The 13,658-nt window shown below is 59.8% G+C and carries 10 protein-coding genes and 2 pseudogenes; 1 reads left to right on the top strand and 11 read right to left on the bottom strand.

Going from position 1 to position 13,658, the window contains the following annotated elements; translation table 11 throughout:
* Positions 1-57: 57 nt before the first annotated feature.
* The 9 genes from AC07T0_RS15200 to AC07T0_RS15160 form a co-directional block, all read right to left on the bottom strand.
* The gene (locus AC07T0_RS15200) at positions 58-2,430 is read right to left on the bottom strand and encodes a hypothetical protein (RefSeq protein WP_495001962.1); all 2,373 of its coding nucleotides are present in this window, start codon (positions 2,428-2,430) and stop codon (positions 58-60) included.
* A 10-nt stretch (positions 2,431-2,440) separates the two neighbouring features.
* A complete protein-coding gene (locus tag AC07T0_RS15195; RefSeq protein WP_495001961.1) occupies positions 2,441-3,577 on the bottom strand; it encodes a hypothetical protein in 1,137 nt (378 codons plus the stop codon).
* On the bottom strand, positions 3,556-5,001 hold the full coding sequence (locus tag AC07T0_RS15190; protein ID WP_495001960.1) for an alkaline phosphatase family protein: 1,446 nt from the start codon (positions 4,999-5,001) through the stop codon (positions 3,556-3,558). Before AC07T0_RS15190 ends, AC07T0_RS15195 begins: the two co-directional genes overlap by 22 nt.
* Positions 4,991-6,223, bottom strand: a complete 1,233-nt coding sequence (eboE, locus tag AC07T0_RS15185; protein ID WP_495001959.1) for a metabolite traffic protein EboE — start codon at positions 6,221-6,223, stop codon at positions 4,991-4,993. The genes AC07T0_RS15190 and eboE overlap by 11 nt, the downstream gene beginning before the upstream one ends.
* The gene (locus tag AC07T0_RS15180) at positions 6,220-7,104 is read right to left on the bottom strand and encodes a TatD family hydrolase (RefSeq protein ID WP_495001958.1); all 885 of its coding nucleotides are present in this window, start codon (positions 7,102-7,104) and stop codon (positions 6,220-6,222) included. The genes eboE and AC07T0_RS15180 overlap by 4 nt, the downstream gene beginning before the upstream one ends.
* A gap of 38 nt (positions 7,105-7,142) precedes the next feature.
* Positions 7,143-7,925 (bottom strand): EboA domain-containing protein, encoded by a 783-nt coding sequence (locus tag AC07T0_RS15175; protein ID WP_495001957.1) that lies wholly within the window; start codon positions 7,923-7,925, stop codon positions 7,143-7,145.
* Complete coding sequence (locus AC07T0_RS15170; RefSeq protein WP_495001956.1) at positions 7,922-8,812, bottom strand: UbiA family prenyltransferase; 891 nt, start codon at positions 8,810-8,812, stop codon at positions 7,922-7,924. The genes AC07T0_RS15175 and AC07T0_RS15170 overlap by 4 nt, the downstream gene beginning before the upstream one ends.
* Positions 8,809-10,287 (bottom strand): 3-dehydroquinate synthase, encoded by a 1,479-nt coding sequence (locus AC07T0_RS15165; RefSeq protein ID WP_495001955.1) that lies wholly within the window; start codon positions 10,285-10,287, stop codon positions 8,809-8,811. The genes AC07T0_RS15170 and AC07T0_RS15165 overlap by 4 nt, the downstream gene beginning before the upstream one ends.
* A gap of 430 nt (positions 10,288-10,717) precedes the next feature.
* Positions 10,718-11,614 carry a LysR family transcriptional regulator gene (locus tag AC07T0_RS15160; protein ID WP_495001954.1) on the bottom strand — a complete coding sequence of 299 codons (897 nt, stop codon included), beginning with the start codon at positions 11,612-11,614 and terminating at the stop codon, positions 10,718-10,720.
* 425 nt (positions 11,615-12,039) lie between these two features.
* Here AC07T0_RS15160 and moaB point away from each other — a divergent pair.
* Positions 12,040-12,573: pseudogene (moaB, locus tag AC07T0_RS15155) on the top strand (molybdenum cofactor biosynthesis protein B); the annotation flags it as partial.
* Here moaB and AC07T0_RS15150 read toward each other — a convergent pair.
* Both AC07T0_RS15150 and AC07T0_RS15145 read right to left on the bottom strand, forming a co-directional pair.
* Positions 12,567-12,641: pseudogene (locus AC07T0_RS15150) on the bottom strand (cyclic pyranopterin monophosphate synthase MoaC); the annotation flags it as partial. The pseudogenes moaB and AC07T0_RS15150 overlap by 7 nt on opposite strands.
* Before the next feature lie 110 nt (positions 12,642-12,751).
* Positions 12,752-13,651 carry a bestrophin family protein gene (locus AC07T0_RS15145; RefSeq protein WP_495001953.1) on the bottom strand — a complete coding sequence of 300 codons (900 nt, stop codon included), beginning with the start codon at positions 13,649-13,651 and terminating at the stop codon, positions 12,752-12,754.
* Between the last annotated feature and the right edge of the window lie 7 nt (positions 13,652-13,658).

Below are 13,658 nucleotides of genomic sequence, written 5' to 3'. Positions count from 1 at the left end.
TGTGCAGCGCCGGGTGACGAGTTGCCACCCGGCGTCCTGCTGGAGGTGTGTTGTGGTTCAGAGGTGGTCGTAGTCACTCATGCTGAGCGGCAGGGGTGGGTAATTGCGCTTCACCAGGAACTGCGCCCAGAGTTCGAGCACGGCGCGGCGGCTTTGCGACATGTCGCGGGTGATGGGCATCGATAGCGTACTTTCCTCCTGGTACTTCTTGCTGATCAGCACAATCAGTTGGTCGATGGCGCCTTCGACGCGCTTCTGGGAGTTGAGTGGCATGAACTTGTTCATGATCGGGTACAGGTAATAGAAGGACTGCAGGACGCGCGGGTAGATGAAGTGGTCCCACAACTGCGCTGGGGCGTCCTTGTCCATGCGGATGGCGTTCCAGGTGTTGATAAAGTCCTGTTGCAGCTTCAGGTCCACCGGCAGGACCCGTATCGGGGCGAGGAAGTCGGTATAGGCTTCGGGGAGCGGGAAGCTGAAGGGGATGACTGGGGCCGTGTTGTCTTCCTGGACGAAAAAACGCAATGTCGGGAAGCCCGGAGCCAGGGCCCTGAAGCTCAACTGGGCAATGCCGTTGGCGTCGGTGGTGGTGGTGACATAGGAATAATCCACCTGACTGGCCTGGTCGTCGTCCAGTGTTCCGCTGACATAGATGGCCGCATCGAATGCCAGGCAGGGGCTCAGGTCGACCGCGATCGGTTTACTCGGGCCATGCAGGAACTGCTGATAACCGATCGGGTTTCCAACCGGCTGAGCGTTTTGCAGAGCGGTCAGCCGACGGCCGCTGCCTGTGCTCCGGTAGTTCGACACGGGGGGCGTGTCAGTGAATTGCGGCAGATTGGGCTGGTTCTTGTTGCGGTCTGCCGGGTCGTCGTAGAACAGCGTGAAGTTGGCCGCGTTACTGAATGCCAGGTAGTAGTCGCTGGTGGTCACCATGTAGGGGTTGCCATACTCCGCCACCCACAGTCGGGTGCCGACGGCTGGCTGGCCATTTTTCTGCACCATGATGTTCAGCGTCTTGTGGTCACCCACGTCGATGAAAGTGCCGCTTTCTATCACCTCGGCGGTCCATGTCTGCTGGGTGGCGGCGATCACGGGGGCGCCCGGGGCCTGCTGTTGCAGCTCCAGCGGCCCTGACTGCAGCGTCGTCTTGGCCGCGTCGCTGAGGGGGAAGTCCAGCAGGCCGGAGCGTTTGTCGAAGGCGGCTTGTTGATACTGCTCGAAGCCGAAGTTGACCACTGGGGTGAATTGCCCATCCTGGCGTACGCCCAGTTGGTAGTTGCCCGCCTCGAATTTCTCGGCGGTCAGGATGGGGGCGTCGGGGACTATCGGATAGAACGGAAAAGTATTGGTCAGATCCAGCGACAAGGTGTTGTCGGTAATCTGCGCCGAGATCACGCCCAACTGAGTGCTTTTGGCGGCCACGCCTTTTTTAGAGAGGGACACGGGCTGGTCGGGTACCAGGCGTCGGCCGGCGGGGGCGGTGGGGTATTCGTCGGCGAACCAGAGGCCCAGGGTCGCGGCGGTGCGGCTATAGGCGGGGTTGAAGAAAATTTCGGCGACGTTGTCCAGGCCCAGTTTGTACAGCTCTTGCACATTCGCCATGTCCTTGGGGTCATGGGAACGGGTGTTGAGCCGCTGCGGGAAGTCGTTGAAAACACCGTTCCTGTCGTAGCAGGTCAGGTAGGTGGAGAACCTGAACATCAGGCCCTGCGCCCCTTGCTGCTTCATCTGCTGCTGAAGGTTGCGCAACAGGGATGAGTTGCCGATAACCCATTCCAGGTTTTCCTGGGGAAAGCAGGTCTGCCAGGTGGTGGTGACATACACGATGCCACCGAAGGCCCCCCAATTGAAATTCAGGAAACGGTCCATCATCCGGTACTGGCGATTGAGGGTCAGGCCGCATGTCGGATCCCCCAGCATCAGCTTGTCGAAATACAACGCGGTGAAAGTGTTCTGCCACGGGCTGATATCGACGAAACGCGCGGCAGTGGGGCCGGCGCTGCCAAAGGGATTGCCGAGCAACTGGTAGTTCTTGCCGATCAGCGGATCCTGGTCGATGTAGGTATTGGCCTGCAGCTCGCCGCCAATGATCACGGAGCGGGTATCCCCATGGCTCACGGTGCCGCAGGCATTGTCGCCGAACAGATCCCATTCGGCGGGCATGTACGGGTAGTTTCCCGGGTTGCCATTACTCGGTACCTGCAGCACATAAGCTGGTAGATCCTGCATCGCCAGGGGCGCGATGATCCAGGGCATCAGTTGGGTGGGGGCGTTCGTGGACGTGATGTCGAAATGGCTCATGAACGGCCAGTTGATGTCCATGTTGACCGCGTCATAAAGTGGAAAAATATCGTTGTTGTTGGCCGTCGGAGGGTTCCAGAACATATGGCCGTTGAGGTAGATGCGAGGGAAGTTCAATACGCTCATGTCATGCTCCTTAGCGTTGCCACTGGGCGCGTTTCAACGACCAGACAAAATCCAGTTTTTTGTAACCGGCGAAAGCCGAGTCCGGCAGCGGGGTTGTGGGGTAGAGAATGCCGCCATTTCCTCCCTGGGCGAAATTGAAGTAACCCTTGTTGTTCGAGTAGGCGGCGGTGCCATGGCAGGCCAGGCACGACGACGTGTTCTGGAAGGCCGATTCCAGCTGGGAGTTGGCCAGTACCTGGGTGATCGGTTGGAATTCGACCCCGACCAGTTCGTACTTCGACAGGGCGGGATAAGTGGCCTGGAAGCGGGTATTGATCGGTTGGGCGGCCGGTGTCGGTCCCGTGGTGTTGGTCATCGGCGTGGCCGGTACGGCATTGCTCACGGTGTACTTGCGGTTGTTGATGTTTTCGAAGCTGGTCCAGACCCAGTGGTCGCTCAGCTTGTTGACGACATGCAAGCCGCTCAATGCGGCATAGCCGACCTTGTATTGACCGTCTTGCGGGTAATAGGCCTGGGCAATGTAGTAGCCGTCTTTTTCCAGCGTCTGCTTGTAGGCCGTGTCTGTGCCAATCCATAGCCAGGAGGCTTTCAACTCCCAGGCGGTGGACGGGAACACCAGGTTGTCCGGCAGGGAGGCCTGGCCATTCATGCTGTAGACCTGGCGTTGCACGATGTAATCGAAGGTGTCCTTGCCCATCAGCAGTTGAAACCGTACGGGATTGCCTTTTTGAGACGCGGGCACGGCACCGCCCATTTGCAGGATCAAGCCATCGACCTGCTGGGTGGCGTTGAGGTCATGGAATGCTCGGGACGGGTCCATTCCCTGCACCTTGGCTTGCTGGAGCACGCCCGGCGGTATCACGCGGCTGTCATAGGGGGCAGGTGGGGCGCCATTGGCCAGGTAGACCTGGTCTGAGGGCTTCATTGTCTCCCACATCAGATTGCTGCTCTTCACGGTGCTGGGCTGGTTCAAACAGACGAACCAGTTCCAGGCCATGGTCTCGGGACTCTGGTTGAATGCTGCCCGGGTCTTGTCGATGTCTCCTCCAAATTTCAGGAAGTTGCTACAGTCGAAGTTGTTGGCGTTCTCGGCCTGGGCCAAACCGGCCAAGGCACTCAGAACTGTTATAGAAATGGCTCGCCGCATGGAAGCTCCTTGGCATTGGCCGGGTCGGTGTGTGGGTGCCCCAGGAAGTGTTCCAGGAGCAGTTGCTTCACTTCCGTGGCCGCAAGACGCTGAGGCAACGGCAGATCGCAATTGGTGATGAGTAGCGGGCCGGTGTTTTCGCTTTCGGGCAGTCGGCCATGGCTGCCGCGGACCAGGCGGGTATCCAGCGGAATCAGGTCCATGTAGTAGCGAAAGCCGAGCTTTTTTTGCAGCAGGCGGCGCGCCACTTTCAATGTGGGGAAACGGATGGCCGGGTCGATGAACAGCTCCAGCGGGTCGTAGCCGGGCTTGCGATGGATATCCACGGTGCGGGCAAAGTCGGGGGCCTTGCGGTCGTCGAACCAGTAGTAGTAATCGAACCAGTGACCTGTTGCGGCCACGGTCACCAGTTCGCCGCTGCGGGGATGATCCAGTTGCCAGGCCCGTTGTTCTGCTTTATCCAGCACCTGCTCGATGCCGGGCTGGCGCTGCAACAGCGCTTTGACCCGAGGTATGTCTTGCACCTGCTTCACGTAGACATGCGCGATCTGATGATCGACCACGGCAAAGGCCGCACTGGCACCGGGATCGAGTAATTCCCAGGTCAGCGATTGGCGCACCTGCAACCAACCTTCCGAGCGCAATAAGCGGTTGATGGATACAGATTGCTGAACGGCTTCGATCCCGTATTCGGACAGCAGCATCACCGCCGCGCCTTGCGCTTGGGCAAAGGTCAGCAGACGCCCCACTTCACTGTCGATGGCCCGTACCTCGTCGGCAATCGACGGATGATCGGGGCCCAGGCGCTGCAGGCTGTAGTCGAGATGGGGCAGGTAGACCAACTGCAGGTCGGGCCGATCGAGCTGGAACTCGGCCATGGCGCAGTCGACGATCCAGCGGCTCGAGGCGATACCGGCCGCCGGGCCCCAGAAGCTCGGAAAGGGGAACTTGCCTATCTGCTGCTCGATACGCTCGTGCAACGATGCCGGTGCCGAATACAGACCGAACATTTTGCGGCCATCGGCCGGATAGTGAGGGCGTGGGGTGATGGCGGCATCCACGTCCGCATACATGTTGTACCACCAGAACAATTGGCTGCAGCGAAACCCGGGGAGCTGGCGCTTGAGTGCCTGCCAGACTTTTTCACCCTGGATCAGTGCGTTGGGTTGCAGCCAGAAACGGACTTCGGCCTGATCGCGAAAGTACCAGCCATTGCCGACGATGCCGTGCTCCGACGGTGGTAGACCGGTGAGGATCGAGGCCTGCACCGTCGAGGTGACGGCCGGAAACACCGGTTGCAGGCTGGCCATTTTCGCTGTTTTCAACAGGGCATTGATGTGCGGCGTCGCCGCTCCCAGCAGCGCCGGTGTCAGCCCCACCACGTTGATCAGCAACAGCGGTTGACGCGGGTGATCAGAGGGCATCGGCGTACGCCTCGCGTGTTTGCGGACTCAGCAAATGCCGCTGCCGCAGTTGCTCTTCGACCCAGTGCAGTTCCGCGGCGATTCCCTGGAGTTGGGCGTGCTCGGTGGTGGGCCGCAGTTGGGCGGGCAGGACGCCCCAACTGTAGGTTTCCACTTCCAGCACGGGGCGGAAATCCGCATGGTCTGCCAGAAAGTCGAAGGTCTGCGCCAGGGCGATCTGACTGCCGCTGAGTTCGGGCAACAGCAAATGTTCGCTGAACAGCGGAATGTGGAAATGAATCCTCAGTTCGGGGATTTGCCCCGGGCTCTTTGCGCAATCGTCGAGGGCGTCGGGAAGGTCCGCCCAAGCCCATAACCGATCCTGCGCATCACGAGCTTTCACTTGATGCAGGTAGGTGGTTTCGGCAAAGTCGCTCAATGTCTGGAGGACGTGTTCGCGCCGGTTGTCGTCTTGAGAGGGCAGGCGACAAATCAAGGCGTTGGACAGCTGAATCTTGCCGACGGGTACTCGCGCCTGATGCAGCCTGTCCAGCGACTGATAGCAATCTTCGAACATCACGGCCTGATGGCAGACATCGAAGCACAGCGCCAGATGTTCATGGTGCGGGTCCGTACCTTGCCAGTGCTGGAAAAAAGCGATGGCCTGGTCAGTGTTTTCCAGTACACAGTCCGGCTCCATCTCCAGGCATAACACGATCTTCTTGCCGGTTTCCTGATGCAGCCTGGCCAGGGACCGGGTCAGTTGGCGCAGCTGCCGCTCCGCGACGTGCTGCAGTGCCGGACTCCAATGCGCGGCGTAGCCTAGCGGTACGCTGGAAATCACTCCCTGGGCAGAGTCCGGCGGCAGCGCGGCCGCTAACAGTTGTGCCAGTTGCAGGCTGTATTCCAGACGTTGTGGGTCGGCCCAGTGAGGGTGATAGACCTCGGCTTTGACCGCGCCCTCATGGAACTGGCCGTAGGGAAAACCGTTGAGCGAGGTCAGGCGCAAGCCACTGCGTTGCAAGCACTTGAGGAATGCCTGGCGTGCCGTTACCTGCTGCAATTGGGCCGCCGCCTTGGCGCTGATCCACAATCCGCTGTCCTGCTCGTTGAGTCCGCGCAACTGGCGCACGCCCTGGAAGTGCGTCTCGATCGAGGCGCACAATCCGGCCAGCTCGGGGGTGGGGTGCACGTTGCTGCAATAGCCGATCTGGCTGGGCGTCCATTCCCTGAGCTGGCTCATTTGACCACCGGTTCCTGACCGCGCAGGGCCGAGTTCTCCTGCCATTGGCGACGCTGATCGATGGGTAGCGGGGTGCTGACCAGCGTCTTGTCCAATTGCCCGCTCTGGGCGAAGAAATTCACCGGGTTGTGGAACAGCACCTGTTCGACCTGCGCTTCGCTGAAGCCGGCTGCCAGCATCGCCTGACCGGTTTTCGGCACCTTGAGCGGATCGCTGATGCCCCAGTCGGCGGCGCTGTTGACCACCATCTTCTCGGTGCCGTACTCCTGCAACAGGGCGACCATGCGCTGTTCCGACATTTTGGTGTTGGGATAGATGGAGTGACCACGCCAGCAGTCGCTATCCAGCACCAGGGGCAGGGTCAGCTCGTTGAGGTGATCGATGATCACCAGGTGCTCAGCGATGCCGACTTCGCGAATCACGGCCAGGGTGCGTTTGGTGCCACCGATCTTGTCGCGGTGCGGGGTGTGCACCAGTACCGGCAGATTGAATTGTTTGGCCAATTCCAGCTGAGCGGCGAGGAAACGGTCTTCTTCCGGGGTGATATCGTCGTAGCCGATCTCGCCGACCGCGACGACGCCGTCTTTCACCAGATAGCGCGGCAGAATCTCCAGCACCTCATTGGCCACCGACAGGTCATTGGCCTCTTTGGGGTTGAGGCCGATGGTGCAGAAGTGATGGATACCGAACATGCTGGCGCGAAAACGCTCCCAGCCCAGCAGGGTGTCGAAGTAATCAATGAAGCTGCCGACGCTGGTTCTGGCCTGGCCTTGCCAGAACGCCGGCTCGATGACCCCGGTGATACCGGCGGCCGCCATGTTCTGGTAGTCATCGGTGGTTCGGCTGACCATATGAATGTGCGGGTCGAAGTACTTGAGCATGGTGATTCCTCGTCGAGGGGAGGGGGAGCCGTTGAGCATCAGTTCGGTGAGGGGCTGGCGGGCGTGGGCAGGTGCGCATACCATTCCGGTGGCAAGCGTTGCGCCTGGCTCAGGTCGACCAGACGCTGGTATTGCGTCGGGCTGAGCAGGTCGAAGGCAATCACTTGGGGCAGCCCGGCGGACACTGTCCGTTCGGCCGCCAGCTGTTCGTCGAGCAGGTCCAGTGCCAACTGGTTGAGGGGCACGCTGTGGCGTTGTGTCAGACCGACCAGGCGCCGGATGTCGAGTCCCATGCCCAATGCTTTCAGCACTAGCTGGTGGAACGCCCGTTCGTGGTAATGGCGTGCCGGGTAGTGGGTGTCCAGGGCGAGGGCGGCAAACACCTGGCTGTTGCTGGTACGTCCGGCCTGCAACGCCAGGTCAACGCAGAGTCCGCGGCTATCGAGCCAGTCCAGGGCTTTCAAGGTGGCGATCTTTTCCTGGTCGTCGCCCCACAGAAACAGCTGGCGTAGCAAAGGCCGTTGCCCGGCGGCGGGTTGTTGCTCCACTACCTGAGCCAGCAGCAACGCCCGCGCCAGCTGGATCTTGCTCCAACCGGCACTGCCGGACGTTGCCTGCTCGTTGAGGCTGCGCTTGCACTGGCTGCTCAAGAGCGCCGAAGTATGGGCATCCGGGTGTTGGGCGAGCCTCTCTTGTGCCAGGCGCCACCACTGCTGCTCGGTGTGATCGAGCTGTTGGGTGAAGGCCTGGCGTTGTTCGGCGAGGCGGTCGTGCCTCATGACAAGGGCTGCCGATAGTGCTGCGGTGACGTCCATGTTCATGTCGGTTTGACCCAGCGCTGGAAGTGTGGAAGCAGGAAAAACACCAGGACGCATAACAGGCTGCCCAGTGGTTGGTTGGCCACGGCCAGAACCAGCGCATCGAACAGCGGCAGGGCCGCCAGGCCAGCACCGATAAAGGCGCGGACCTGCCGTTGCCGCGGGTTGGCCAGGTGTTGCCAGTAGTGCCAGCCGAGCCAGCCGAGCCAGAGCAGCAGCACCGGCCAGAACCAGTCGTTATCGGCATAGACTGCCAGGGCCAGCGGGCTCAGCATGAGGATCAGCGGGAGACGGCTGAGCAACTGGTTGCGATGCTCCTGCCGGGCCAGGTAGGTCAGGCCGCTGATATAGACGCCCAGCAAGATTGCGCACAGCCAGATCGGTTCCGGTGGCACCGCCAGGCTGGCCGCCGCGGTAAGGTAGAGGGCCGAGCGGCAGGCCCCCATCAGCCAGACGCTGTGGGCGTATTTCTTGTGCAGCAGGTTGTAGCCGAGGATGCAGCTCACCAGCAGGGTCGCGCTGACCAGCAGCCAGTGCGGCTGGTCGATCAGCCGACTCAGGCCGAGCACCGCGGCGGCGGCCAGCGTCAGCAGCAGCGCCGTGGCCAGCCCCACCTGTTGGCGGCTGACCAGTCCCAGGGTGATGGGGCGAGGGTTGTGGTGTTGCAGGTCCCAGTCGGCGTCCAACAGGTCGTTCAACAGCATACCGGCCAGGTACAGCGCCGACAGCGTCGCCAGCAGCAGGATCCACATCAGCGCCGAGGGCGGCGCCAGGGCCTCGGCACTGCTGGACAGCAGGGCGGCGGCCAGGGTATTGGTCCACACCGTGGGCAGGTTTGACACCCGGCCCAGGGTCATCCAGGTTTTCAGGTTTGGCAATGTGGGGTTCATGGCGCGCAACCCTCGCTCAACCCGGGCAGCGGGTCGGAGTGGCTCGACAGGCGCAGCAGTGCCTGCTCCATCAGGGCGCTATCTATTTCATGCAGATCCATCGATTCGCCGATCCGCTTGAGCATGGGGATAGAGAGTTGCCCGCCCAGGTGCTGGCGGAACTCCTCCAGTCCAAGCATGACCTGTGAACGCCCCTGTGTATCTTTCAACATCAGTTCCGGCGGGCACAGGCAGAAACCGAGCTTGAGCAGCAGGCGAAGTACTCGGTCGGTGTCGGCATGGCTCAACAGGCCCTTGGCGTTGGCATAGAGTCCGTCCAGGGCCATGCCCACCGCCACGGCTTCGCCGTGGCGCAGTCTGTGGCGACTGAGATTTTCCAGTTTGTGTGCGGCCCAGTGCCCGTAATCCAGTGGCCGTCCGTTACCGCGTTCGAATGGGTCGCCGGCACCGGTGATGTGCTCCAGGTGCAGTTCGGCGCAGCGGCGAATGGCATAGCGGCTGGCGGGGTGCTCGAAGCGGGCCAGGGCGTCGGCCTGCTGCTCTATCCATTGGAAAAACGCCCGGTCCTTGATCAGCGCCACCTTGACCGCCTCGGCCAGCCCGGCAATCTGATCGCGACGGGTCAGGCTGGTCAGCAGTTGGAAATCGTTGAGCACCGCGGTGGCGGGGTAAAAGGCTCCCAACAGGTTCTTTTGGCCGAAAGCATTGATGCCGTTTTTCACACCAATACCCGCATCGTTCTGTGCCAGTACCGTGCTCGGGATGCGGATCAGGCGAATGCCGCGGTGGAAAGTCGCGCAGGCATAACCCACCGCGTCCAGCACCGCGCCGCCGCCCAGGGCCAGCACATAGCAATGCCGGTCCAATCCATGGTGCAGCATGTCGGCGTACACCTGCTGCAGCACCTGTGGATCCTTGCTCAGTTCGCCGGCTGGAACTGCAATCGGCGCGGCCAGCAAATGCAGATCGGCAGCGTGGCAGGCAAAGTAGGCATCGATCTGTTTCAGCAGCTGTGGAGCGCTTTGCAACAGTTGTTCATCAGCGAACACCAACACGCTCACCGCAGCGCTGTGCTGTGTTGTCAGTTGCCGGTGCAGGCAGGGATTTTTCGGATCGAACAGGTGATCGGTGAACACCACCGGGTAGTCGTAGCTCACCTTGAAGCGCCCGCGCAGGGGCTGCTCCGTGTCTTGTTGACGGTCGCTCCTGGACAGGCGGCGAGCGATAAACAAGCTCGGCAAGACCATGCTGGCGAGGAGAGTCACTAGCAGTGCAATCAGCAGAAGCCCCAGGTTGAGTTTCTGGATGGGCGTCGAAGGCAGGTACGGGGCGAGAGGCGTCAGGAAGTCCTGGAACAGTTGTCCGAACAACAGGAGGCTGGCGATCACCAGGCCCGAGAAGCAAAGCAGTGACAGCCAAAAATTTTTAGTTGGCCCTCTTTGCAAGAACGCATAATACCCATGGCTGCGCTTCATCAAGCATCCCTCTTGATTGTAATGACTGAATCCGTGTCAGTAATCAAAAACAGCGGCTGGCTTGTTGTAATTAAATAGAATGCCTCCATCGAAAGTGACGGGTTTTTATGCGTGGTTAATCATGCTTTAAGAGCCCGTTGTGAGCCTAGACGGACACGGTGTTTTTGCAAGATGACGTGATGATAAGAGAAGGAGAGAGTGGCTTGGACAATCGGATGCACGATCTTCGTTATTTGGATTATTGCGTCTGGTTATATGGGGTTTGATAGTTGCCAAAGTGGCTCGGAGCAGCATCAGGGCTTTGAGACGCACTTTCCAAAGCCGGAGACGTGGTTCAAGGCGCCTCCACCAGGAGGCGCTTTCAAACTAAACTGGGTGAAAACGTTCTGAATTGTTCGACTCGGCAATTCATGAACAAACCTGCACCCCGTTAGATCGAGCTCTTGGCGGCATACAGTTTTTTGGCTTCAGCAAAACACTTTTCGGCGATGGCTGAGCGCGGTTCGGTTTTGCGCATCACCAGGCCCAGGGGCGCAAGTACGCTGGCATCCGGCAGGTTGATAAAAGCCAGGTTTTCGATCGGGTTCTCCAGACCACTGTCCAGCGGCATGATCGAACAGCAAAAACCTTCGTGGATCGCCTGGAACAATTGATACGTCGAATCGCTTTCGAGTATTGGCTGGGGGTCGAGGCCGCGACTGCGGAAGCTCAGGTCAATGGACTTTCGGTAGTGCATGCCATTGCTGATCATCCCCAAGGGCAGTTCGGCGGCGTCTTCCCAACTCATTTCCGTGCCTTCGAAATGGAAGTGGCGGGTGTCGTAAAGCAGGCCGACGCGGGTCTCGCCCAGTTCGAAAAACTCCAGGTAATTGGGGTTTACGTGGTCGAGATAACACACGCCCAGGTCCAGTCGATTAGTGCCCAATGCTTCGATGATCTGGTCCGAACTCATGGAGGACAAACTGAACTTGAGTTCCGGGAAGGTCTGGGACAGGCCCTGGATGTAGCTGATCGGATTGAAGCCGCTGAGCGGCACCAGGCCCAGGCGCAAGTTGCCGACCAACTGACCGCGACAGGCAGCGGCTTCGGCGAATAATCCGTCATGGGCGGCGAGCAAGGTTCTGGCCCAGGCCAGCACGCGTTCACCGGCCTGGGTGAACCCTTCGAAGCGCTGGCCTCGAGTGACCAGTTCCAGGCCCAGTTCATCCTCAAGATTGCGCAAGCGCATGGACAGCGTCGGCTGGGTAATGTGGCAGCGCGCGGCAGCCTGCCCGAAGTGTCGAGTCTGCTCCAGCGCGATCAGGAATTTGAGTTGCTTGATGTCCACGATGGCACCTGCTGAGGAGTGAAAGAGGTCAGTATTGACACCGGTGTCCCGAGCACGTGGATTGTTTTGGCAATCCTGGTCCGAGCCTTTGAAGCAACGCCGTGGGCGCTATTCGATGGACGCCGATGGCCGGTCTGCCCGTGGAAGTACCGAGCAGGGGCTGGATGAAATGTCAGATGAGCAGGCCAGTGTCATGATTAAAGCGCGGTGAATGGGGTGAACAGACGATCTCATTGTCCGCTCTGTGTGTCCAATCACAAGCGTTGAATGGGTGATCGATTGACTCAATCAGCGGAGCAATGGGGGGAGGAAAAATCATTGATAGAGGCACTCGATAACCCGGTCAGCCGTAACGATTAGACAGTCATCGTTTGGGCGCCTTAGCCTCTGGCAATTGTTTTGATGATGGCCTGCCGGAGAATGACATGAGCGTGAAATCGGATGCATTGTTTGTACCCTTGAATATTGCAGTATTGACCGTCAGTGATACCCGGGAATATGCCAACGACAGCTCTGGGCAATTGCTCGTCAGTCGGTTGCTGGAAGCGGGGCACAGCCTGGGTGAGCGCAACCTGCTCAAAGATGATCTGTATAAAATCCGCGCCCAGGTCGCGGCCTGGATCGCCGACGAGCAGATTCAGGTGGTGTTGATTACCGGGGGCACCGGCTTCACAGGTCGCGACAGCACGCCCGAGGCGGTGAGCTGTTTGCTGGATAAGCAAATCGATGGTTTTGGTGAGTTGTTCCGGGCGATTTCCATTCTCGATATCGGCACGTCCACGGTACAGAGTCGTGCCTTGGCCGGGCTGGCCAACGGTACGCTGGTGTGCTGCTTGCCAGGTTCGACCGGTGCCTGCCGGACCGCGTGGGAAGGCATCCTCGCCGAGCAACTGGATGCGCGCCACAGGCCGTGCAATTTCGTGCCACACCTCAAGTCGGTACCCCTCTGCGGGACGCGCTCAATGATCATTCCCCGGTCGACGGCTTTGCACATGTCATAGATCGTCAGCGCTGCCACGCTCGCCGCCAGTTCTCACGGTTGCTCGGGTCTTTATCCGTGACGTCGACCATGTTGGCCCCGCCTTCGGCGTCCAGGTGCGTCAGGGTTGTTCGAATGCGTTCATGGTGGTCCTCGGATCAGTTCAGTACAAAGTCGACGGGCTGGAGTACAGGAGGCAGTTCTGTGGCGCCGGTGGCATCCAGTACTTCACGTTCGATGTTGCGCACGATGGCATTGGTCGGCAGGTCGTTTTCGTCGTGGCCAAAAGGGTCCTCCAGTTCGTCGCCAATCGCGTCCAAGCCGAAAAACGTGTAACTCACGATCGCGGTGAAAACGGGTGTCAGCCAACCCAGTGGCTCGGCCATTGCGAAGGGCAGCAAGATGCAGAACATGTAACTCGTTCGGTGCAACAAGAGTGTGTAGGGGAAGGGCAGCGGCGTGCTTTTGATTCGCTCGCAAATCGTCTGTGTGGTGGTCAGGTTGCTCAAGTGTTTGGCCATCAACATATAACGCCATTCACTGAGGTCGGCTGATTCGGCGAGTGTCGAGCACTGTTGGCTGACTCGGCGCAGAATACTTTCCGGGATATTCGGTGCGTTGAAAGAGGGCAAACGGTCCAGCCAGGGCTCGGCCACGCTCAGTTCGTCTTCTTGGCGAAGCTTGGCATTAAGCGCATGGGCGAATCCGCAGAGGTTGCGCAAGATCTTGCTGCGTTGTCGGGGGTCCTTGATGACTTGGGTTTCCCGAATCATCCCGCGTATATCCATCACCATCGCCCCGAGCGCCTTGCGCCCTTCGTACCAGCGGTCGTAACAGGCGTTGTTGCGAAAACTCATGAAGATCGAGAGCGACAAGCCCAGCAGCGTGAAGGGCGTGGCATTGACCTTCGAGAAGTACGCCGGGTGGAGGGTTTCGACCAGCACAATCGCCGAGGCCAGTAGTGTCACCAGCAGGCTTCGCAACGCAATCCGTTTGGCCACAGAACCCTTGAGTGAAATCAACACATTGATCAGGTTGGGTTTGGCTCTGACGATCATGGAAAAC

Source organism: Pseudomonas sp. GW821-FHT04D07 (genome assembly GCF_059420225.1).
Note: the sequence above shows the minus strand (reverse complement) of the source record. Positions and strands in the feature narration are given on the sequence as shown.